The organism is Streptomyces mutabilis (assembly GCF_014649815.1).
In the GTDB taxonomy this organism is placed as follows: Bacteria; Actinomycetota; Actinomycetes; order Streptomycetales; family Streptomycetaceae; genus Streptomyces; species Streptomyces mutabilis.
Genome location: NZ_BMTT01000005.1, coordinates 171602 through 194034 on the forward strand (window position 1 = coordinate 171602; position 22433 = coordinate 194034).

Below are 22433 nucleotides of genomic sequence, written 5' to 3' on the forward strand. Positions count from 1 at the left end.
CCGCCGTCAACCGCTGCGTCGTGCCAGTGCGTCGCGCCGCACGCTGCGGCACGCCTCCGTCCACCTCACCATCCGCATGGCGAGACGGCCTGGCATGCGGAGCTTTCCATTCCGTATATTCACACCCATGTATGCATCGGCTCCGCTGCTGTGCCTCGCGCTCTTCGCGAACTCGGCGTGGTGCGTCGACGACGGCCTCTGTCGCCGCTGAGTCCCGCACCGGCCGCGCGTCCCCGTGCCGCCGGTCCGCCCAGCCCACCGCAGCCGTCCCCGTGCACCACACCGGAGATCTTCCGTGACCACCGCACCCCCGGCCGGGTCGACCCCGGCCGCGCCGCCGCGCGCGTCCACATCCCTGTTCGCTCCCTCTCCCACCTCCTCGGCACGGCCCGAGGCCCCGCCCCTGCCCCCGGTGCGGCGGACACCCCTCGTGGCGTCCGGACTGCTCGCCGCCGCGCTGACCGCCTACGTGTGGTCCGCACACGGCGCGAAACCGGGCGTACTCCTTCTGCTCGGCCTCGGCCTGGGCGTCGCCCTCTTCCACTCCCGGTTCGGCTTCACCTCCGCGTGGCGGCAACTGGTCGCCGTCGGCAACGGCACCGGGATGCGGGCCCACGCGCTGCTGCTCGGCACCACGGCCACCTTGTTCGCGCTGCTCATCGGCACGGAGACCGGGTTGTTCGGCGCCGAGCCGGCGCCGTCCGCCGGGCCGATCGGCGTGGGCCTGTTCGCAGGTTCGGCGCTCTTCGCGATCGGCATGCAGCTCGGCGGCGCCTGCGCCTCGGGCACGCTCTTCGCCGTCGGTTCGGGGCAGACCTCGATCGTGCTGACCCTCGGCGGGTTCATCGCCGGCGCCACCCTCGCGGCATGGCAGTTCGACCTGTGGAAGGACCTTCCGGCCTGGGAGCCGGTCGTCCTGTCCGACCACATCGGCTGGTTCGGCTCGTGGGCCGCGACCATCGCCGCGTTGGTGCTGGTGGTTCTCGTCACGCGGCGTGTCCAGGCCCGCCGCAACCCGCCGCCCCTCGGTGCGGTGCCCTCGGCCCGCGGTGCGGCCGTCCGCGCCCTGCGCGGGTCCTGGCCGCTGGCCGCCGGCGCCCTGGTGCTGGCCCTGCTCGGCGCGGGCGTCCTACTGGTGTCCGGCGGCGCCTGGGGCGTCACCAGCGCCTTCAGCCTGTGGGGCTCGGAGCTGGTGGGCGTGCTCGGCGGTCACCCGGAGAACTGGACGTGGTGGCAGCGGCCCGGCAACGCCGAGATGCTGGCGGGCCCGGTCCTCGCCGACAAGACCAGCCTCACCGACATCGGCATCATGATCGGCGCGGCTGTCGCCGCGGCGCTCGGCGGTACCTGGGCGCTGCACCGGGGCATCGCCTGGCGCACGGCGGTCGCGGCGGTGCTCGGCGGTGTCCTGATGGGCATCGGTGCCCGGCTGGCCGGCGGCTGCAACATCGGTGCCTACCTGGCGGGCATCGCCTCGGGCAGCCTCAGCGGCTGGCTGTGGGGAGCCTTCGCGCTGGCCGGCACCTGGGTGGGCCTCAAGCTGCGCCCGCTGTTCGGCCTGGGCAACCCGAAGCCGGGCGACGGCGTCTGCTGAGTCGGATGCCCGTGCGGCAGGGGTCAGGCCTGTGCCGTACGGGCGGCTAGGGGGTGCCCGGGGAGCCCCGGCCCGTGGTGGTGATCCGGGCAATGGCCTCCACGGTGAGATCCCGCCCGTGGGGCTCCTGGGCCAGCGCGCGGTGCAGCGTCAGGCCCTCGATGAGGGCGTCGAGCTGGCGGGCCGTCTCCGGGTCGAAGTGCTTCTCCAGGTGGACGCGGCTGCGGCGCATCCACTCGTGGGTGAGCCTTCGGTAGGCCGGCTGCCGCGCGGCCAGGGTGTACAGCTCCTGGGTGAGCACCAGGTCCCGCCGGCTCTCCTCGGACAGGGAGTGCACGAGGTCGGCCACCGCCGCCCGGGCCTGGTCGCGGTCGGCGGCGGCGCCCAGGCGGGCGTCGAACACGGCGACGATGTGGTCGGTGAATCGGCCGAACGCCTCCCGCAGCAGCTGGTGCATGCCGCTGAAGTGGTAGGTCATCGAGCCCAGGGGGACGCCGGCGCGCGTGGCGATCCTCCGGTGGGAGACGCGCGCGATGCCTTCCTCCGCGATCAGGTCGAGCGTGGCGTCGAGGATGCGTTCACGCCGCTGCGGGTCCGTGTGTCCGGTTGCCATGGGAGCAGGCTCACACCTTCCGCACGGGCCGGGCGGGGTTGCCGACGGCGACGACGCCTGCGGGGACGTCCTTCGTGACGACCGCACCGGCGCCGATGACGGAGTTGTCGCCGATGGTCACTCCGGGCAGGACGATGGCGCCGCCGCCGAGCCAGACGTTGTCGCCGATGGTGATGGGCAGGGCCGCCTCCAGCTTGTCGCGCCGCGGTCCGGGCTCCAGGGGGTGCGTGGGGGTGAGGAGCTGGACGTTCGGTCCGATCTGGCAGTCCTCGCCGATGGTGACGGCGGCGACGTCCAGAGCCGTCAGGTTGTAGTTGACGAAGGTGCGCGCACCGATCGTGATGTTGCTGCCGTAGTCGACGTACAGCGGCGGCCGCACATGGGCCTCGGCACCCAGGGAGCCGAGCAGTTCCGCCAGGATCGGCCGTGCGGCCTCGGCGTCCTCGGTGTACGCGGCCCGGTAGCGGGCGGCCAGCCGCACGGCCTGTTGCTGCCTGCGGGCGATCTCGGGGTCGTCGGCGATGTAGAGGTCGCCCGCCTGCATGCGTTCGAGGTTCGAGCGGGGGTCGTCCGCGAAGTGGTCCGTCGGCATGCGCACGATCGTACCCTTCGGGCGTACGAACGTACACTCCTTGTGCTGTGTCGCTGTGTCGCGCGCTCAGTCCCGGCGGGGTCGCAGCACACCGGCGAGGAGCAGCACGATCACCCCGGCGAGCGGCACCACCAGCAGCCCCGCCCGAAGGCTCGTCGCGTCGGCGACCAGGCCCACGACCGGAGGGGAGAGCAGGAAGCCCAGCCGCATCAGCCACGAGACGATGGTCAGCCCCGACCCGGGCTTCAGGCCGGGCAACTCGTCCGCCTCGTGCATCGCCGCCGGAACCAGGGTCGCCACGCCGAACCCGGCGGCGGCGAAACCGAGGATCGTCCCGGGGACCGTGGGCACCGCCAGGGCCAGGCCCATGCCCACGGCGGCGATGAGGGCGCCGGAGCGGGCCACCGCACGCTGGCCGAACCGGTCCACGAGCCGGTCACCCAGGAGCCGGCCCGCGAACTGGGCCCCGACCAGGGCGACATAGCCGGAAGCGGCCAGTGCCACCGACGCGTGCAGCGAAGCGGAGAGGTAGAGCGTCGCCCACGAGCTGCCCGCGTCCTCGACGAGCGTTCCTGCCGTGGCGATCAGCACGAGCGCGGCGAGTACGTAACTCGTACGCGCGCCCGGTACCGGCGCCGTGTGCCGGGCCGGCCGCCGGGCGTGGTCCTCGGCCGCGTCTTCCCCGCCCGCGTTCTCCTCGCCCGGTGGGTTGTCGCCGCCGGGCAGGCAGAAGCGCAGGGCGACACAGGCCGCGACCGCGAACAGCACGGCGGAGAACAGCAGGTGTGGGCCCCGGGAGACGCCGAGCGCGATCGCACCCGCGGCCATGGACCCGCCCGTGACGGCGCCGATGGACCAGATGGCGTGGAACGAGTTGATGATGGAGCGTCCGTAACGGCGCTGCACCCGCAGACCGTGGACGTTCTGCCCCACGTCGGTGACCGCGTCCGCCGCTCCGGCCAGGAACAGCGCAGCCGCGAACAGCGCCACCGATCCGCCCAGGCCGGCGGAGAGGATCCCCGCGCCGGTCACCAGCGTGCCGCCGACCGCCACCCGCGCCGATCCGAACCGGCGGACGAGGACCCCGGCCGCGAGCCCGGCCGCTATGGCACCCGCCGGGAACGCCGCCACGGCCAGCCCGTAGGCGGCGTTGCCGATGCCGAGGTCCGCCTTGATCTGCGGGTATCTCGGCAGGAGGTTGGCGAACAGGGCACCGTTGGTGAAGAACAGCACGGCGACGGCCACGCGGGCCCGCCGCTCGGCCAGGGCGGGCCGGCGCAGGACGTCAACAGTCATGCGCCGGAGCCTACAACCGGAAGCGTACGAACGTACATCCAGTGACCGGCGCTGCCCGGCGCCCGTCAGCGTCCCTCCGGCGCACGGACTTGGCACCGCACCCGGCCGCATCATGAGACGGGCCCCGGGCCGGGAATGGCCGGAAGCGGAGCCTCGTTGACACCAGTCATGCCCGCTTCTTCCGCACGGCCCGCGGCGTCCCGTATGCCGCTCGCCGTCTACATCCTCGGCCTGTCCGTATTCGCGCTCGGCACCAGCGAGTTCATGCTCTCCGGTCTGTTGCCGCCCATCGCCGACGACATGGACGTGTCCATCCCGCAAGCCGGGTTGCTGATATCCGCGTTCGCCATCGGCATGGTGGTCGGCGCGCCGCTGCTCGCGGTCGCGACGCTGCGGCTGCCGCGCAAGACCACGCTGGTCGCGCTGATCTCGGTGTTCGGTCTCGGCCAGGTGGCGGGAGCCCTGGCGACGTCGTACGAGGTGCTGTTCGTCTCGAGGGTCGTGAGCGCCCTGGCGTGTGCCGGCTTCTGGGCGGTGGGGGCCGCCGTCGCCATCGCGATGGTGCCGAAGACCGCGCGGGCCCGCGCGATGGCCGTGATGATCGGCGGCCTGTCGATCGCCAACGTCCTCGGCGTTCCGGCGGGCGCCTTCCTCGGTGAGCACCTCGGATGGCGGTCCGCGTTCTGGGCGGTGGGCGCGGCGTCCGCCGTCGCGCTCGTCGGTGTGGTGACCCTGATCCCGCGCATCCCGCTGCCGGAGCAGCGGGCCCAGCTGAAGGGCGAGTTGGCGATCTACCGCGACCGTCAGGTGTGGCTGTCCGTCGCCTTGACCGCGCTCGCGGCCGGCGGCGTGTTCTGCGCCTTCTCCTACCTCGCGCCGCTGCTCACCGACGTGGCCGACCTGGCCGACGGCTGGGTGCCGACCGTGCTGGCGCTGTTCGGCCTCGGCGCGCTGATCGGTACGACGATCGGCGGCCGGGTCGCTGACGCCCACCTGTTCGGCGTGCTGCTCTCCGGTATCGCCGCGTCCACCGTGTTCCTGGCAGCGCTTGCGCTGTTCGCATCGAGCCCCGCCGTCGTGATCGCCCTGTCGCTGCTGCTCGGAGTCTCCGCCTTCTACACGGCGCCGGCGCTCAACGCCCGGATGTTCAACGTCGCGGGCGCCGCGCCCACCCTGGCGGGCGCGACGACCACCGCGGCGTTCAACCTGGGCAACACCGGCGGTCCCTGGCTCGGCGGCACGGTGATCGACGCGGGCCTCGGCTACGCCGCCACCGCCTGGGCGGGAGCCGCGATGACCCTGGCCGCGATGGTCTTCGTCGCCGTCTCGCTGCGCTTGCACAGCCGCTCGCGCATCGTGATGGGCACCATGGCCGCCGAGCCGGCGCCGGTGGAGTCGAGTCAACGGGTCTGAGGGGCACCCGAGCGCGGAGGCGCCACATACGATCATCCACAAGGCGGGGTCGTAGCACAGAGGTAGTGCGCCGCGACGGCATCTCGGAGGACGCCGGTTCGAATCCGGCCGCCCCGCCCCTTTTCCGGCTCGGCACCCGTCGGCCCCACCCCGATCTCATGCCTGCCGGCCACGCGACTCGCCTACGTGGTGTCAGACCTTGCCGATGCCCAGTGCGTTCACGGCTGGCAGCAGTCCCGTGCCCAGTACCTCCAGCCAGAGCGGACCGAGCAGGTCGGCGAGGCGTGCGGTGTTCTCGGCGCCGAGCGACTCCCAAGGGGCGGCGGCCAGTTCGTCGGTACGGTGCTCGACCTCGGCCCGCAGGGCGCGGCCCGCTTCGGTCGCGGTGCCGTCCGCCTCCAGCAGGCCCCGCGCGGCGAGTCGTTCGCGGGCGGCCGCCCAGTCGTCCTCGCTCCAGCCGCGGCTCGCGAACAGTTCGACCGGCGCCGCGCCGATCGCGGCGAAGGACACCAGCGCCTCCACGGGATCGAGACCCGCGGTCAGCAGAGCGGCCAGGTGACCGTCCCCGCGGTGCTCTCGCAGGACCGTGGCAGCCTGCCACAGCACGAGGTGCGGCTCCTCGGGCCAGGGCAGCTCGGCGTTGGCGGCGGCGAGTGGGCGGGCCCCGGTGGGCGCCGCCTCCGCCGCCCGACGGGCGAGTGCGGCCGCCTCGGCGAGACCGGGACCGTTCGTCAGGGCTCCGGCGAACGCACGGTACGCCCGGTCCACGCCCCGCGTCCGGGCCGCGATCACCGTGGCGGGCGCGGCGACGTCCCAGGCCACGGGGACGTGCTCCGCGACCATGCGCGGGCTGAAGCTGTAGAACGCGGAGGTCACTCGGTGGCATCCGGGGGCCCCGAGCGGCGCGGCGCGCAGGGCGAAGTAGCTCGGCCAGCGCTCCTCGGTCTCGTAGCCGAGTGATCCCAGCTCCTCGAAGACCTGCGGCGCGTAGTAGACGACGGCGTGCAGGGGCTCCAGCAGGTGCCACATCTGCCGCACGCGTCCGTTGTCGATGCCCATGGTGTCCCTCTCCCCGTGACCACACATCTTGACGCTGACTAGATTGCGTCCGGCGCTAGTATCTTGTCAATGCCTAGATTGCGCTAACCTGCATCCATGACCGCCGAACGCGCCTACCACCACGGAGACCTGCGGCGGGCCGTGCTCACCGCGGCCCTCGACGTGATCGCCGCCGAAGGGCCGGCCGCCCTGTCCCTGCGTGACCTCGCCCGCCGCGCGGGCGTCTCCCACGCCGCGCCCGCACACCACTTCGGGGACCGCGCCGGCCTGCTCACCGCGGTCGCCGCCGAGGGACACGCCCTCCTGTCCGACGCGCTCGGCGAGTCGGAGGACCTGCGTGACCTCGGTGTCCGGTACGTGCGCTTCGCGAGGGAGCACCCGGCACACTTCCAGGTCATGTTCCGGCCCGAACTGCTGCGTATGGACGACTCCGGACTCCTCGCGGCGCGCGAGCGGACCGGGGACCTGCTGCGCAGGGCCGTGGCGGACCACGGCGACGATCCGGCTCTCGGCTTCATGGCGGCCTGGTCGATGGCCCACGGCTTCGCGACGCTCCTGCTCTCCCACAACCTGGACGGCCTGCTGGAAGGCCGGGAGCCCGAAGAAGTCTTCCGGGCGCTGGCGCAGGAGATGCCCCGGCTCGCCGGCGACTGAGCCGAGGGCTGACCCGGCGTACGCGGAACCGGCACCGACGGCCGCCCGCTGGTCGGCGCTGAGCCGTCGGAAGGCTGTCCCGCCGTTGAGGCGGGAGCGCTCCGCGCGGCGTCGGTGAAACGCCGGGCCAGGCGGGCGAACGCCTCCCTGAGCGCGGGCGGACCGACGACCTCGACGTCGGTTTCGAAAGCGCCGAAGGCCGCGGCGAGGGGGGCCAGGATCAGGAGCCGAGGGTGAGCCGGCAGCGGTCTGGGCCGAGTTCCTCGACGGTCCCCGCGGGGACGTGGGGCGCCACGGCGGCGGGCCGGTGGAGCACGACCTCGCCGCGGCAGAGCCACTCGGCTGAGTGGTCGGAGCCGCGGAACCTGCCGGTCACGAAGGCGGCGACGTCGTTGCCGGGCAGGTCCCTGGGGGTGAACCGGGGTCCGGTGGGGACGCGCGGGGTGATGCGGTCGGCGCGGAATACCCGCCAATCGTCGCGGTCGAGGTCCCAGGCGACGAGGTACCAGCGCCCGCCGTGGGTGACGAGATGGTGGGACTGCACCCGGCGAGGTGGCCGCACGCGGTCGTCGCCGGTGCCGGCCGGATACGCCGGGGTGTAATCGAAGCGCAGTTCCTCGTGAGCCTGGACGGCGGCGCCGAGCGCCATGGGGGTGCCACCGTCCGCCCGGTCCCGCGACGGCGACGGGGACCGCCTGACCGCGGTGACCTCGAGGGCGTCGATACGGTGGCGGAGCCGGGCGGGCATCACCTGCCGGAGGGTGGCCGGCGCTCGCGCCGCGCCGTCCTCTACATCGGTGCCCGAGGTGGCGACGGTGCGGAGTGCGACGGTCAGCGCGACCGCCTGTTCGTCGTCGAAGAGCAGAGGCGGCAGCCGGGTGCCGGCGCCGAGCCGGTAACCACCCTTGGGGCCCTTGTCGGTCACGACCGGGTAGCCGAGCTCGCGGAGCCGGTCGACGTCCCGGCGCAGGGTGCGCGCGCTGATGCCCAGCCGCTCGGCCAGCAGCGCTCCCGGCCAGTCCCGGCGCGCCTGGAGCAGCGAAAGCAGGGACAGCAGTCGTGCTGAGGTCTTCCGCATGACTTCCATGTTGCCGTCAGTAGCGGTCACGACCTGACCGCTACCCCTGCCAACGTGGGGAACCGCGGAGCCGAGCGGCCCCGCGACGGACCCGCCGTGGGCGGTCCGGTCATGTCCCGAGGCAAGGAGCCCTTTGTGTCCGTGAATGCTGTGACCCACCTGAACTTCCGCGGCGACGCCCGCGCGGCGCTCACCTTCTACCGATCGTCTTCGGCGGGGACGTGAACGTGGTGACGTACAAGGACGCCGGAAACGTCCAGGACCCGTCCGAGGCCGATCAGGTGATGTGGGGTCAGGTGTCCGCCGACAGCGGTCTGCGCCTCATGGCCTACGACGTGCCCTCGAACCTCCCCTGGGACCGGGGCGAGAACGCCTTCTTCGTCTCGGTCCGCGGAGACAGCGCCGCGGAGATCACCGAGTACTGGGGGAAGCTGGCCGAAGGGGCGACCGTCCGTCAGCACCTCGGTCCCGCCCAGTGGGCGCCGCTGTACGGCATGCTGCGCGATCGGTACGGCGTCACCTGGGTCCTGGACGTCGTGAGCGAGTACAACGGCTGTTCCGCCGAAGCCCGGGTGGCGGGCCACCCGCCACCCGGGCCACACCCCCCCGACCGGCCACAGGCCCCCGACGCAGGAAGACAGGACTCACCAGTGAGCGGCCACACCCCCGTTCTCGACACACGGGCGCTCAACCGCGCCACGCTGGCCCGGCAACTGCTGCTCGACCGGGCCGACCTCCCGGTCGCAGACGCCGTCGCGCACCTCGGCGGCATGCAGGCGCAGGAGCCGCAGGAACCGTTCGTCGGGCTCTGGTCGCGACTGCGCGCCTTCGAACCGACGGCACTGTCCGACCAGCTGACGGGCCGGCACCTGGTGCGGACCCACCTCATGCGCCGGACCGTCCACCTCGTCACCGCCGCCGACGTCCTCGCCTGGCGGGCCCGGCACGACACCATGCTGCGCCAGAAGGTCCTCGGCACCTACCGGAGTGAGCTGCGAGATGTGGACCTCGACCAACTCGCCGCGGCTGGGCGGGAGGTCATGGCCGACGGCGAGCCCCGCTCGATGGGCGAGCTGGCCCGCGCGGTCGCCGGACGGTTGCCGGGCCCGGGACCGCGCCCACTGGGGGAGATGCTGGTCGCAGCCCTGATCCCGATGGCGCAACTGCCGCCGCGCGGACTGTGGCGCACCAAGGCGGGCGTACGCTACCTGCCGCTCTCCCGCTGGCTGGGCCGGGAGATCGATCCGCCGTCGCCGCACGCCTCCGATCCGGTCGGCCAAGCGCTGGTCCGGCGCTACCTCGCGGCGTTCGGCCCCGCCGCCTCGGCGGACCTGCGCGCCTGGTGCGGCCTCGCCGGACTGCCCGCCGCGGTCGCCGCGGTCCGCGAGGAACTGGTCGCCTTCCGCGACGAGCGGGGCCGGGAACTGCTGGACCTGCCCGACGCGCCGCGGCCCGATCCCGGCACCCCGGCACCCGTACGGTTCTTGCCCGCTTTCGACAACGCGGTCCTCGGCTACCACGACCGCGGCCGGATCATCGACGACGCCCACCGTGGTCTGTCGGTCACCGGCGCCCGGGTGGTCCTCGTCGACGGACGGGCAGCAGCGACCTGGAGCGTCGAGGCGGGCACGGTGACCGTCACGCCGCTGCGCCGCCTCTCACGGGCCGACCGTAGGGCCGTCACCGAGGAGGGCCGGGCACTGGCGTCCTTCCTCTCGGACCAGGACAGCGACCGGGTACGAGTCGCCGCGTCCCCCGAAGGCTGACGAGCCGTCATGACCGGCTGACGCGCACTGGTTCCGCGATGGAACAAATGCGGCGTACACCCATCCTCGCGATCTACGCCCCGAGGAGAGGGGAGCGGGTAAGCACTACACCCTGTGCAGTACGCCGGTCCAGCCCCAGGGGCGGATCAAATGAAACAGAAGCCGGGCGAGCATGGGTGAGTATCCCGGAGAGAACGCCTGCGTTCCCATCTGCCGGGTCTCGTCCTGCCCGTATCCGACGGATTGGTCCCAGGTGGCTACGTTCCTTTATCGACTCGGTCGACGCGCGTTCCGGCGTCGCGGCCTCGTCGCCCTGCTCTGGGTGGCCATACTCGTGGGCGCCGGCGTCGCCGCGTCCACCGCGCCCGCCCCGCCCGAAGACTCCTTCTCCATGCCCGGCACCGAGTCCCAGAAGGCGTTCGACCTGCTCGACGAGCGCTTCCCGGCAGCCAGCGCCGAAGGCGCCACGGCCCGGGTCGTGATCCGCGCCCCCGAGGGCGACAAGATCTCCGACCCGGCCGGCAAGGCCAAGGTCGAGGAACTGGTCACCGCCCTCGGGAACGGTCCGCAGGTCGCCTCGGTGGACGACCCGTTCGAGGCGAACGCCGTGAGCCAGGACGGCACGACCGCGTACGCATCGGTCACCTACAAGGTCAACTCCATGGAGTTGACCGACCAGGCCCGCGAGTCGCTCACCGCCGCCACCGACGACGCGCGCAGCGACGGCTTCACCGTCGAGACCGGCGGCGACGCGGTCATGGCCGAGCAGGAGATGGGTGGCACCGCCGAGCTGATCGGTATCGGCGTCGCAGCCGTCGTGCTCCTTCTGACCTTCGGCTCACTGGTCGCGGCCGGCATGCCGCTGCTCTCGGCGATCATCGGGGTCGGCATCGGCATCTCCGCCATCGGAGCCCTCGGCAGCACCCTCGAACTCTCCGCCACCACCTCTACGCTCGCCATGATGATCGGCCTCGCGGTCGCCATCGACTACGCCCTGTTCATCGTCTCGCGTTACCGCGCCGAGATCGCCGAGGGCCGCACCCCCGAGGAGGCCGCGGGACGGGCCGTCGGCACCGCCGGCTCCGCCGTGGTCTTCGCCGGACTCACCGTCATCGTGGCCCTGGCGGGCCTCGCGGTGGTCAACATCCCGATCCTGACCAAGATGGGCCTGGCCGCCGCCGCCACGGTCGCCATCGCCGTGCTGATCGCGCTCACCATGACCCCGGCCCTGCTCGGCTTCGCCGGCAGGAAGGCGCTCAGCCGCAAGGACCGCAAGGCGGCCGCCGGACAGCGCGCGGTCTCCGACAAGCCGAAGCTCGGCACCCGCTGGGCCCGCTTCGTCCTGCGTCGTCCGGTGACCGTACTGCTCACCGCGGTGATCGGCCTCGGCGCCGTCGCCGTACCGGCCGCGAGCATGGAACTCGGCCTGCCCGACGAGGGCAGCTCAGCACCCGACACCACGCAGCGCAAGGCCTACGACATGCTGTCCGAGTCCTTCGGCGCCGGGTTCAACGGCCCGCTGATGGTCACCGTCGACACGCGGGGCGCGGACGACGCGAAGGCCGCCGTCGAGACCGTGGGCAAGGAGATCACCGGCCTGGGCGAGGCCGCGGCCGTGACCCCGGCCAACTTCAACGAGCAGGGCGACACCGCCCTCCTCACGGTGGTGCCCAAGACCGGTCCGAGCGACGCGGCCACCGAGGAACTGGTCAAGGACATCCGCTCGCTGACCGGCGACATCAAGTCCGACACGGGCGCGACCATGCTGGTCACGGGCATGACCGCGATGACGATCGACTTCTCGCAGACGCTGGACGACGCGCTCGTCCCGTACCTGGCCCTGGTCGTCGGTCTCGCCTTCCTGCTCCTGATGCTGGTGTTCCGCTCGGTCCTCGTCCCGCTGAAGGCGGCCCTGGGCTTCCTGCTCTCGGTGGCGGCGGCGCTCGGCGCGGTGGTCGCGGTCTTCCAGTGGGGCTGGCTCGCCGACGTGTTCGGCGTGGACCAGCCGGGTCCGATCATGTCGATGATGCCCATCTTCATGATCGGCGTGGTCTTCGGTCTGGCGATGGACTACGAGGTCTTCCTCGTGACCCGCATGCGCGAGGCCTACGTCCACGGATCGTCCGCCGCCGAGTCCGTCGTCACCGGATTCACCCACGGCGGCCGGGTCGTCGCGGCCGCAGCGATCATCATGATCAGTGTCTTCTCCGGCTTCATCATGGAGAACGACGACATGATCAAGATGATGGGTTTCGGCCTCGCCATCGCGGTCCTCTTCGACGCCTTCGTCGTCCGCATGGCCATCGTGCCCGCCGTGCTCGCCCTGCTCGGCACCAAGGCGTGGTGGCTGCCCAAGTGGCTGGACCGCGTCCTGCCGAACGTCGACGTCGAGGGCGAGAAGCTCCACAAGGAACTCGGCGACACCTCCGGGCCCGCCCAGCCCACCCGCGAACCCGAGACGGCCGGAGTCTGACACCCGCACGCACAGCCCCGCCCTACCTGGACCGCCAGGCCGGGCGGGGCTTCCCGCGCCCCGCCGGGTCGTGCGTCGGCCGGTCCGCCGTCGTCGCCGACCAGTTCCATGTCCAGCAGCAGGCCGCGCCCGCGGACGTCACCCACCACCTCGCGGCGTGCGGCGAGCTTGTCGAGCCGGTCGCGCAGTGCCGTGCCGAGCACCCGCGCGCGTTCGTCGAGACGGTCGGCCAGGGCAGGCAGCAAGGCAATCGTCCCGGCCGTCTCGACGTGGGAAGTGGGGAGCGCGCCATGCCGCCCATCCCACCGCGGCGCGCCGCGTGGTGCCGCGCGGCACGACGACGGCGACGTTGGGGCGCACCGGCGGGCTGAGCTCGCGAGGGGCACCCGTGGACCGCCCTGGGGGTGCGCCTGCGACCGCATCGTGCGTGAGGACATCCACCGTCGGATTCCCGCCCGGATCACGGCACCGGCGGGTGCTCCTCCCGTTCCGCGTGCCGGTCGTGACCACAGCATGGTCCGGGGTGACTCGCTGACCAGGACGTCCAGCACGGTGTTGCCCACGGCGGGAACGCGGTCATGGCGGCGCTGCGCGACCACCCCGAGCGCCCGGCCCCGGCCGCCCAGGTACTGAGGAAGCCGCCCGGTCAGTGGCCCACGGAGGCCGGGTCCTCCGCGTCGACCTCCCCCGCGGCTCTGAACTCCACCGCGACCACGCCGTCGACGCGCCGGCAGAGCTCCTCGAGCACGGATACGGACACGTCGCCGGGCAGCCGGCCGCTGAGGACGACGTGGCCGTGGGCCACGTCCACCTGCATCGACGACGGAGCCAGACCGAGCGACTTGACCATCGCCTCCTCGATGATCTCGGTCCGGATCGCCCGGTCCGTTCGAAGGAAGACCCGCAGCAGGTCGCTCCTGCTGACGACCCCGACCAGGCGCCCCGCCTCGTCGACCACGAGGAGCCGCTTGATGCCGTGGCGTGCCATCGCGCGGGCGGCGTCGACGACGCTCCAGTCCTCGCGCGCGCACACGGCGGGCGAGGTCATCAGCCCCGCCGCGTCCGTGGCGGACGCCTTGGCGTCGGCCGGCCGAGGCCGTTTCCCGTCACCGGGAGGGCCGTCCGGCTCTCCGCCCCACATCTTCTGCAGGAGGTCCGCCTCCGACACGACCCCCACCGGCCGGTCCTCCCCGTCGACGACGGGCACCGCGGTGATGTCGTACTCCTGCAGCAGGTGGGCGATCTCCTTGAACGGTGTTCCGGGCTGCGCCCGGACCACGGCGTCGCTCATCAGATCGCTCACCTTGAGGTGCTTCATCGAGGGTCTCTCCTCCGCTGCCGGCCGCGGTGGGCCGGCGTTCGTCCTTCTTGTCATGTGAAACGGTCCATCGGCCCGGTGAGTGCCCCCACGCCTCACGCACTCGGGCTGATGAGCAGCAGGGCGATGTCGTCACCGGGGGTGGGCGCGTGCCGGATCAGCGCGTCGGCCATGGCGTCGAGGTCACCGGGGTCCGCGTGCTCCAGAAGACCGGCGAGCGCCGCGGTGGCGTCGTCGAGGTCGACGCCGGGCGCCTCTACGAGCCCGTCGGTGTAGAGGGCGAGGACACTGTCGGAAGGCAGGGAGAACTCACGCGCCGGGTAACGGACGTCCGGCTCGATGCCGAGCAGGAGACCGGGCGGCACGTGGACGAGTTCGGTGTGGCCGTCGGCGTGGCGCAGCAGGGGCGGCGGGTGTCCGGCGCTGGCCAGGCAGGCGCGGCGCGTCGCGAGGTCGAGGTGCACATAGACACAGCTCGTGAAGAGGCCGGGGTCCAGATCGGTGAGCAGGCGGTTGGTGCGGGCCAGGACGTCGTCGGGGGAGGCGCCCACGGTGGCGTGGGCGTGGACGGCGGTGCGGACCTGTCCCATGAGCGCGGCTGCGTCCACATTGTGGCCCTGAACGTCGCCGATGGTGGCACCGAGGGTGTGCTCGTCGAGGCGGATGAGGTCGTAGAAGTCGCCGCCGACGCCCAGGCCATGGGCCGCCGGCAGGTATCGGGCGGCGACCCGCAGTCCGGGCACGTGGGGAAGGGTGTGCGGCAGCAGGGCGGACTGCAGTCGGTGGGCGAGGTGGTGCTTGGCGTCGTAGAGACGGGCCCGGTCCAGGGCCTGGCCGACCAGACCGGCCAGAGAGGTCAGCGCCGCGCGCTCGCCCGGCGGGAAGGCGTGGGGCCGCTCGTAGGAGAGGAGGAGGGAGCCGATGGGTCGGCCGGAGGCGATCAGCGGCAGCACCGCCCACGCGGCCATCCCGTCCTCGTGCACGGTGGCCGGATAGGCGTCCGCCATCTCGGCGAAGGTCGCGAAGAACTTAGGAACGCCCGTGGCCATGACATCGGCACCGGGCAGCTCGGAACTCAGCGGAACGCCGTCGAAACGGTCTATCAGCTCGGTTCGGTAGCCGCGGTGGCCCACGATCCGCAGGCGGCCGTCCTCGGCGGTCATCAGCACCATGGCCTGCGCGCCCAGTGCCGGCAGCAGCTGGTCGGCGGTCTGCTCGACCACCTCCTGCACACCGATGGCCTCGGCCAGGGTCGAGGCCAGGTGCATCAGGTGGTACAGCACGGTGGCGCGGCTGGGCCCGGCGGTCGGCATCGCCCGCGCCGCGGGAGTGCTGTCGGCAGGGTCGCCGCGAGTGATGCGGACGCTCATGCCGGTGGCGTCCGGATACAGCTCGAAGGCCAGCCAGGTCCGCGGCGGGCGCAGCACGGTGAAGGCCTGCGGCAGGCGGCTGACCAGCGCGGCCCGGTAGCGGTCCTCGACCTGCGGGACGTCCATCCAGGGCAGCGCCTCCCACGGCAGCGCACCCACCAGGACGGCCTGGTCGGCCCCCACCAGGTCGGCGGCGGCCGGAGTGATGAAGGTGATGCGGCCGTTCATGTCCAGACCGCACGATCCGCCCGGCAGGCGCTCGACGAACGCCGAGAGCGCGGTGGCTTCGGCAGGTGAGGGAGCGCGCCCGGCCGGGGCCCGCAGGGAGCGGGGCCGGTCCCCGGGCATCAACGGGGCGCCGCTGTCCTCCGCCTGCCGCAGCACCTCGCCCAGGCGGCGGCAACCCGTCTCGACGACGTCCCGTTCCTCGCGGCTGAGCCGCGTTGAATGGGTGCCGGACCACAGCAGGACCAGCCCGCCCCGTACGGTGCCGTCCGAGACGACCGGTGCCGCTCCCAGCGCGAAGTCGTACGGCAGCACGAGTGCCGGCCGGGGGTACTGGCGCGCCATCTCCTCCCGGCCGCCCACCCAGACCAGGCGCCCCTCGCGCACGGCGTCCGCCACGGGCATCGGATCGGTCGGCGCGACACGCCGCCACGGAAGGGCGATGTCCAGGGGTACCCCCGCCGTCACGACCAGCCACAAGGCGTCGTCACGCGGCGGCAGCACGTACAAGAGCCCCCCGTACGCACCGCTGTCCCGCACCACGGCGGTCATCGCGGTGTCCATCGCGGTGTCCATCGTGGTGTGCATCAGATGCCCGCTCGCCGGCGGCCGAGTCCCGCGGGATCCGGCAGGACCGCCCGACACCGGCCACACCGAACATCACCCATATGAGGACACTACGCCCGCTTGCCCACGACGGCATGCGAGGGCGTGACCGTCAGTACTCCGTCAGTGGTCCCACACGTCCGGGCCGCCTCCGCGCCACTCCACGAGTGCCGACCGGACCACGTCCAACTCGTCCCAGTCCTGCAGGCCGGCCTCCTGCAGGAAGCGGGCGACGTCCTGCACGCCGTAGGCCCGCCCCAGGACCTTCCCGTCCACGCGTACCCGGCGTCCGCCCTCCTCGTCGGGCGGGTACACGGTCACTGCAGGCGCGCTCGTCATGGCACCAGCGTGGGGCCGGCACCGGTGGTGCGCATGCCGGGGCGGCGCGGAGCGCGTGCCCGGGCGGTGGGCGTGCGGGTTGGGTGCGCGTGCGGGGGAGGCGTGCCGCTCGTAGGCTGGTGCCGCTCGGGGACAGCACGTGGAGAGGCCTGTCCATGCCCCGGTCGATCTGGAGCGGCGCCATCACGTTCGGCCTGGTGACCGTGCCGATCCATGTGGTCGGCGCGACCGAGGACCACAGCATCCGGTTCCACCGCTATCACCTGGCGGATCAGGGCAGGATCCGGACCCGGAAGGTCTGCGAGCTCGAGGACCGGGAGGTCCGTTCCGACGAGATCGGCAAGGGGTACGAGCTCACCAGCACCCAGATCGTGCCCATCACCGACGAGGACCTGCGGGAGCTGCCGCTGCCGACGGCCAAGGCCATCGAGATCGTGGCGTTCGTGCCGCTCGCGTCCGTGGACCCCATCAGGATCGGCGACGGCTACTACCTGCAGCCGGACGGGCAGGTGGCGGCGAAGCCGTACAAGCTGCTGCGGCAGGCGCTCGCCCGGTCGTCGAAGGTGGCCGTGGCGAGGTACGCCTGGTCCGGCCGGGAACGCCTCGGACTGCTGCGGGTGCGCGGGGAGGCGATCGTGCTGCACGCCATGCGTTGGCCGGACGAGATCCGCGACCCGTCCTCCCTCACACCGCCCCCCGTCGAGGTCTCCGAGGAGGAGATCGACGGAGCGCTCGCGCTGATGGACTCGATGACCCGCGAGGACCTCGAGGGCGACGAGTTTCGCGACACCTACACGGAGGCCGTCGCGGAACTCATCGAGGCGAAGCGCGAGCACAGGGAGCCAACGGTGGTGCCTGAGCGGGAGGAACGGCCGGGGCAGGTGCTGGACCTGATGGCCGCGCTGCAGGAGTCCGTGTCCAAGGCGAAGGAGTCCCGGGGCGAGGACGACCACGCGGAGGTGCGGGAACTGCCCGGCCGGAGAAAGAAGGCCGCCGAGAAGAAGGCACCCGCCGCCGGGAGCGCGGCGAAGAAGCCGACGGGGAAGAAGCCGGCGGCGAAGAAGAAGACGGCCCGCGGACCCAGGAGCGCCTAGTCGTACTGAACTGAGTGGAAGCGCTGTTCGTGCGGCTGATCGGTGGGTGGCCGCCGAGGGGTCTGGTCAGAGCCCGGGGCAGACCGATCGGGAATGAGGGGCCCGCCCGCGCAGGTCCGGACACGGGACAACGACGGGACCGCCCACGGGTACGGGCTCCGGCCTGCCACCTCAACGTCCGCGCCCTTACCCCAGGGGTAATCGACCCTCCGCCCGGTCACGGGCAGGATCAGGGCATCAGCACCACCCCGGCGGAAGAACCCGCCGCGGGGAGCCGTAGCAGCCTGGAGGTCAGGACGATGCCGATGCCCACCGAGTCCACCGGAACTCTGACGCGTTCGACCGCTGAGGCGACCCGCGCCGTCGTGGACGCCTTCCTCGCCGCTCGTGTCGCCGGCGACACCGCGCGGCTCGTCGGCCTCTTCGCCGACGAGGTCGACTGGCTGCTGGCCGACAACCCGACCGTTCCCTGGATCCGTCCACGGTCCACAGCCGCCGAATGCGCCGCCCAGTTCACGGAGTTGATGGAACACACGGTGCCCGGGGAGGCGCGCGTCAGTGTCGACGCCTTCCTCGTCGACGGCGCCGACGCCGTTCTCACGGGACACGTCTGCGGAAGGGTACGTGCCACAGGGAAGACCTTCGAGGGCCCGTTCGCGCTGCGCCTCACCGTCGAGGACGGCAGGATCACCCGGCACCACCTCTACGAGAACAGCCTTTCGATCGCCGAGGCCTGCTCACCGACGAACGTCGAGGCTTAGCGGAGCGTGTACCGGGAAACGACTACTCCCGAACGGTCGTCGCAACGACGGTCGGCCGACAGGGGAGGGGTCTTACGTGGACGTGCCCTTATATCTGAGGCCGCGGATCGAACCGCCGCTCGCCTCACTGCTGGGCGCCGCACCGTTCCTGCACTCACTCGTCGACGCCCTCGGATCTCCGCTCAACGTACTGCTGCCCGAGACCATCGCCGAGAACGCGGCGCGCTTCCGGGCCGTCTACCGCCGCCACCGTCTCACCGGCCGCCTCTACTTCGCGCACAAGGCGAACCGCTCAAGCGCCCTGGTGCGCAGGCTGGCGGCCGAGGACCCGGCGGCCGTGGGAATCGACGTCGCGTCACTCGAAGAGCTGCGGCACGCCTTGAGCTGCGGAATCACCGGGGACCGCGTCATGGCCACCGGTCCCAAGGACCCGGAGTTCCTGTGGCTGGCGGCCCGGGTCGGCGCCACGGTGAACCTGGACTCGCCGCGTGAGCTGGAGCAACTGGCCGCTCTCGTACGTGGCCACGGGCTCGGCCGGGTCCGTGTGCTGGCGCGCCTGTCCGGCTTCGAGTCGACCGCCGGTCAGAGCGGAGCGGGCACCCGCGTGCTGTCCCGGCGCAGCCGCTTCGGCACACCCGTGCGGGACGCGGAGACGCTCTGGTCGGCCCTGGAACGGCATTCGGATGCCGTCGAACTTATCGGGCTCGCCTACCACTTGGACACCACCGGCCTTGAGGAGAAGGTCCGTGCCCTGGAGCAGTGCGTGCTGCTCATGGACGCCTGCCGCGAGCGGGGCCTCGCCCCGCGTGCCGTCGACATCGGCGGTGGCTTCGGCGTCGGCTACGTCGCCGACGCGGGGGAGTGGCAGCGCTGGACCACCGCGCTCAGCGAGGCGGTACTCGGCGGCCGCCCGCCTCTGACCTGGCGCGGCCACGGCTACGGGCTGCGCAACGAGGGCGGCACGGTGCGCGGGTCCGTCGCCCTGTACCCCGGCCACCGGCCCGACGCCGGCCCCGGCTACCTCGACGGACTCCTCTCGCTCCCGGCCCCGGTCCTGGGCCGGGAACCGGGCACGCTCCTGCTGGAGCACCTGCACGACCTCCACATCGAACCCGGCCGTTCCCTCGTCGACCAGTGCGGACTGTCGCTGGCACGGGTGCTGGACGTCCGGGGCACCGGCGCGGACCCGGACCCGTATCTGGTGCGTCTCGGCATGAACGCGGGAGACGTGAGCCTGGAGGAGCACGGAGTCCTGATGGACCCCGTGCTGCTGTCCCGCGGTGACCCGTCAGGGGACGGCCGGGACGGCGACCCGGAGGCGGAGCGCCCGGTCGGCGTCCACCTCGTCGGCAACCTGTGCCTGGAGGCCGACCTGATCACCCGTCGGCTCGTGTTCCTCCCGAGACTGCCGCGCCCCGGTGACGTGCTGGCCTTCGTCAACACCGCGGGTTACGCGATGGACTTCCACGCCCACCACGCCCAGCGGCAGCCGTCGGCGCGGACGGTGGCCGTGGAGCGGGAGGGCGACTCCTGGCGCTGGTGCCCGGACGAGGACTACTGGCCGATCACACACCCGGGGGGAACGCCCGCATGAGGTACGACAGCATCACGGACGCCATCGGCAACACACCGCTGGTCCGCATCGACCCCGCCGTGCACGGGCTGCGCAACATCGACCTGTACGCGAAGCTGGAGATGCTCAACCCGTTCGGCTCAGTCAAGGACCGTCCCGCCTGGCACATGGCCCGCCCCCATCTGGAGGGAGCGGGCGACGGTGAGGGGACGGTCGTCGAGCTCTCCAGCGGCAACACCGCCAAGGCGCTGGCCCTGCTGGCCGGCATGCACGGCCTGAAGTTCAAGAGCGTCACCAACCGCATGCGCGTACCGGAGATCAAGGAACTGCTCCTGCTCCTGGGCGCCGAGATCGAGGAGCTGCCCGGGCGCAGCGAATGCCTGGACCCGACCGACACGGACGATCCGCTGACCCACTTCCACCAGGTCCTCACCGAGCCGGGCAGCACGTATCTGCACACCGACCAGTACTTCAACCCGCGCAACGTGGAGGCCCACGCCGCCGGCACCGGACCGGAGATCGTCAAGGACCTGGACGGGCGGGCTCCTGACTGGTTCGTCGCCTGTGTCGGCACGGCCGGTTCCTCGACCGGCGTCGCCAGGGTGCTGCGCGAGCACGACCCTGACGTTCGGGTCCTCGGCCTGGTCGCCCACAAGTCCGACTTCATCCCCGGCATCCGCACCATCGACGAGGTCCACCAGGTCGGCCTGTTCGACCCCGCTACGTACGACACCATCGAGTCCGTCACCTCCGGCGAGGCCATCGACGGGATGCTCACCCTGATCCGCCGCTGCGGACTGCTGTCGGGGCCGACCGGGGGCGCCGCCTACCAGGGCGCCGTGCGGCACCTGCGGGACGCCGACGAGGCACTGGAGGGGGCGGGACGCCGGGAGACCGCGGTGTTCATCGTGTGCGACCGGGCCGAGAGCTACCTCAGCTACGTGCGCGCACGACGACCCGAACTGCTGGGCAGGACGAGCAGGGTGCCCACCCTCGCCACGCTCACCGAGGACGACGTACGGACGGACGCCCGGTCCGTGGGCGTGGACGACGCCCGCCGCTGGATCGCGGAAGGCGATCCCCGACCGCTCGTCGTCGACATGCGCAGTCCACACGCCTACGCGGCCCTGCACATCGAGGGCTCGGTCAACATCGTCGACGAACTGTTCGAGGAACTCGTCCGCGGCGGGCTTCCCTTCAGCAAACGAACGCCGGTGCTGCTGGCCTGCCCGGTCGGTGAGAAGTCGCTTCGCCACGCGGCGCTGCTGACCCGTATGGGCCACCCCGACGTGCGGAGCCTGGCCGGCGGGATCGTCGCCTGGCGGGACGCGGGCGCGCCGCTGGTGCGCGAGTGAGCGCCGGCGGACCGCTCCCGGCCGGCAGGTACGCCGAGGAGGCACAGGACGAGCTGTGGCAGCGGGAGCTGAGGGAGCAATTTCCCATCGTCACCGCCCACCCGGAGTCGGCCTACCTGGACAGCGCGGCGACCGCCCAGAAGCCGCGGGCCGTACTGGAGGCCGCCCAGACCTATCTCACGACGTCGAACGCCAACGCCGGCCGTGGCACGTACCCTTGGGCCAACGAGACCACCCGGCTCGTGGAGGACACCAGGGAGCGGGTCAAGGCGTTCCTTCGCGATCCGGAACCGGACCGCTCCACCGTCCACTTCACCAGCGGCACCACCGAGGGACTGCGCACCATCGCCCGCGACTGGCTCGTGCCCTGCCTCTCCGACGGCGACGAGATCCTCGTGCCGTTCGCCGACCACCGCGCCAACCTGGACCCGTGGTTCGAAGTCCGGCAGTTGCTGGCCGAACGCGGCGTGGAGGTGCACGTCCGCGCCCTCCCGTACCAGGCGGTGTCGGGCGACTACGACCACCGTGCCCTCGGCGACCTCGTCGGTCCCCGAACCCGCTTCGTGGCCGCGACCCACGTCCATCATGTCTACGGCGGTGACATGAACGTGCACCGCATCCGCGCGGCGGTCGGCCCGGACGTCCCGATCTGCCTGGACGCGGCCCAGAGCATCGGCCATCTGCCTGTCGACCTGGCTGACTCCTCGCTGGACGTCGACTTCGTGGTCTTCTCGGGGCACAAGGCGATGGCCCTGCCCGGTACGGGGGCGGTGTGGGCGCGTAATACGCGGGGGCCCGTGTTCCGGCCGGGCGGCTGGCAGGGTACGCCCAACACGGTGGGCATCGTGTCGCTGGGGGCCGCGCTCGACTGGCTCGACCAGGCCGGAGTGGACCGGATCGCCCGCTGGACGGCCGGCCTCACGACCCGGCTCACCGACCGGCTGCGGCACCTCGACGCGTACGAAATGCTCGGCTGCCCCACGAGCCTGGCCGCCGACTCCGTGCTTCCCGCGACCCAGCGGCGCCACGGCATCGTCACCTTCCGGCACCGGGACATCCCCTCCGACGACCTCGGCTTCATCCTCTACAGCCACGGCTTCATGGTGCGCGCCGACAGCCTCTGCCAGGCGGGCGCGGAGGACGGGAAGGGGTCGGTACGGGTGAGCGTGCACGCGTACAACACGGGGCAGGAGATCGACCGCCTGCACGGCGTGCTCGCCTCGTTGGCGTGAACCGGCGCCCGACGAGGCAACT

17 protein-coding genes, 1 tRNA gene and 2 pseudogenes are annotated in these 22433 nt (G+C 72.3%); 12 read left to right on the forward strand and 8 right to left on the reverse strand.

The annotated features are described in order from the left end of the window. Window positions 1-295 precede the first annotated feature (295 nt). Window positions 296-1594 (forward strand): YeeE/YedE family protein, encoded by a 1299-nt coding sequence (locus IE142_RS13735; RefSeq protein ID WP_191886017.1) that lies wholly within the window; start codon window positions 296-298, stop codon window positions 1592-1594. Window positions 1595-1640: 46 nt separating this feature from the next. On the opposite strand, the gene IE142_RS13740 is transcribed toward IE142_RS13735, so the two are convergent. The 3 genes from IE142_RS13740 to IE142_RS13750 form a co-directional block, all read right to left on the reverse strand. Next, a complete protein-coding gene (locus IE142_RS13740) occupies window positions 1641-2207 on the reverse strand; it encodes a TetR/AcrR family transcriptional regulator (RefSeq protein ID WP_191886018.1) in 567 nt (188 codons plus the stop codon). A 10-nt stretch (window positions 2208-2217) separates the two neighbouring features. After that, window positions 2218-2799, reverse strand: coding sequence for a sugar O-acetyltransferase (locus IE142_RS13745; protein WP_191886019.1), 582 nt, complete (start codon window positions 2797-2799; stop codon window positions 2218-2220). Between the two features lie 66 nt (window positions 2800-2865). Then, entirely contained in the window at window positions 2866-4095 is a 1230-nt protein-coding gene (locus IE142_RS13750) for an MFS transporter (protein WP_191886020.1), read from the reverse strand. A 204-nt stretch (window positions 4096-4299) separates the two neighbouring features. Here IE142_RS13750 and IE142_RS13755 point away from each other — a divergent pair, with 204 nt between their 5' ends. Both IE142_RS13755 and IE142_RS13760 read left to right on the forward strand, forming a co-directional pair. Further along, a complete protein-coding gene (locus IE142_RS13755; protein WP_191886180.1) occupies window positions 4300-5508 on the forward strand; it encodes a Cmx/CmrA family chloramphenicol efflux MFS transporter in 1209 nt (402 codons plus the stop codon). A 43-nt stretch (window positions 5509-5551) separates the two neighbouring features. Beyond that, window positions 5552-5626 (forward strand) — tRNA-Pro (locus IE142_RS13760). Window positions 5627-5700: 74 nt separating this feature from the next. Here IE142_RS13760 and IE142_RS13765 read toward each other — a convergent pair. Beyond that, a complete protein-coding gene (locus tag IE142_RS13765) occupies window positions 5701-6567 on the reverse strand; it encodes an SCO6745 family protein (protein ID WP_191886021.1) in 867 nt (288 codons plus the stop codon). Between the two features lie 96 nt (window positions 6568-6663). Between IE142_RS13765 and IE142_RS13770 the strand changes: the two genes are divergently transcribed. After that, window positions 6664-7221, forward strand: a complete 558-nt coding sequence (locus IE142_RS13770; protein WP_191886022.1) for a TetR/AcrR family transcriptional regulator — start codon at window positions 6664-6666, stop codon at window positions 7219-7221. 86 nt (window positions 7222-7307) lie between these two features. Here the strand turns inward: IE142_RS13770 and IE142_RS13775 are convergent. Next, window positions 7308-8299, reverse strand: a pseudogene (locus IE142_RS13775) (helix-turn-helix transcriptional regulator); the annotation flags it as partial. A gap of 135 nt (window positions 8300-8434) precedes the next feature. Here IE142_RS13775 and IE142_RS36565 point away from each other — a divergent pair. From IE142_RS36565 to IE142_RS13785, 3 genes and pseudogenes are all read left to right on the forward strand, one after another. Beyond that, window positions 8435-8853: pseudogene (locus IE142_RS36565) on the forward strand (VOC family protein); the annotation flags it as partial. 96 nt (window positions 8854-8949) lie between these two features. After that, window positions 8950-10065 carry a winged helix DNA-binding domain-containing protein gene (locus IE142_RS13780; protein WP_229830496.1) on the forward strand — a complete coding sequence of 372 codons (1116 nt, stop codon included), beginning with the start codon at window positions 8950-8952 and terminating at the stop codon, window positions 10063-10065. Between the two features lie 253 nt (window positions 10066-10318). After that, window positions 10319-12538, forward strand: a complete 2220-nt coding sequence (locus IE142_RS13785; RefSeq protein WP_191886023.1) for an MMPL family transporter — start codon at window positions 10319-10321, stop codon at window positions 12536-12538. Window positions 12539-13184: 646 nt separating this feature from the next. Here IE142_RS13785 and IE142_RS13790 read toward each other — a convergent pair. The 3 genes from IE142_RS13790 to IE142_RS13800 all read right to left on the reverse strand — a co-directional run bounded on the left by IE142_RS13790 (window position 13185) and on the right by IE142_RS13800 (window position 16396). Further along, window positions 13185-13856, reverse strand: coding sequence for a CBS domain-containing protein (locus tag IE142_RS13790; protein ID WP_191886024.1), 672 nt, complete (start codon window positions 13854-13856; stop codon window positions 13185-13187). 95 nt (window positions 13857-13951) lie between these two features. Next, window positions 13952-16039, reverse strand: coding sequence for a SpoIIE family protein phosphatase (locus tag IE142_RS13795; RefSeq protein ID WP_229830445.1), 2088 nt, complete (start codon window positions 16037-16039; stop codon window positions 13952-13954). 141 nt (window positions 16040-16180) lie between these two features. Next, entirely contained in the window at window positions 16181-16396 is a 216-nt protein-coding gene (locus IE142_RS13800; protein WP_191886025.1) for a hypothetical protein, read from the reverse strand. Window positions 16397-16551: 155 nt separating this feature from the next. Here IE142_RS13800 and ku point away from each other — a divergent pair, with 155 nt between their 5' ends. From ku to IE142_RS13825, 5 genes are all read left to right on the forward strand, one after another. Then, a complete protein-coding gene (gene ku / locus IE142_RS13805; protein WP_191886026.1) occupies window positions 16552-17490 on the forward strand; it encodes a non-homologous end joining protein Ku in 939 nt (312 codons plus the stop codon). A gap of 305 nt (window positions 17491-17795) precedes the next feature. Further along, window positions 17796-18251 (forward strand): nuclear transport factor 2 family protein, encoded by a 456-nt coding sequence (locus IE142_RS13810; RefSeq protein ID WP_191886183.1) that lies wholly within the window; start codon window positions 17796-17798, stop codon window positions 18249-18251. Window positions 18252-18327: 76 nt separating this feature from the next. After that, window positions 18328-19845, forward strand: a complete 1518-nt coding sequence (locus IE142_RS13815) for a Y4yA family PLP-dependent enzyme (protein ID WP_229830447.1) — start codon at window positions 18328-18330, stop codon at window positions 19843-19845. Beyond that, window positions 19842-21179, forward strand: a complete 1338-nt coding sequence (locus IE142_RS13820) for a pyridoxal-phosphate dependent enzyme (RefSeq protein WP_191886027.1) — start codon at window positions 19842-19844, stop codon at window positions 21177-21179. Before IE142_RS13815 ends, IE142_RS13820 begins: the two co-directional genes overlap by 4 nt. Continuing rightward, window positions 21176-22411 (forward strand): aminotransferase class V-fold PLP-dependent enzyme, encoded by a 1236-nt coding sequence (locus IE142_RS13825; protein WP_191886028.1) that lies wholly within the window; start codon window positions 21176-21178, stop codon window positions 22409-22411. The genes IE142_RS13820 and IE142_RS13825 overlap by 4 nt, the downstream gene beginning before the upstream one ends. Window positions 22412-22433: the final 22 nt, after the last annotated feature.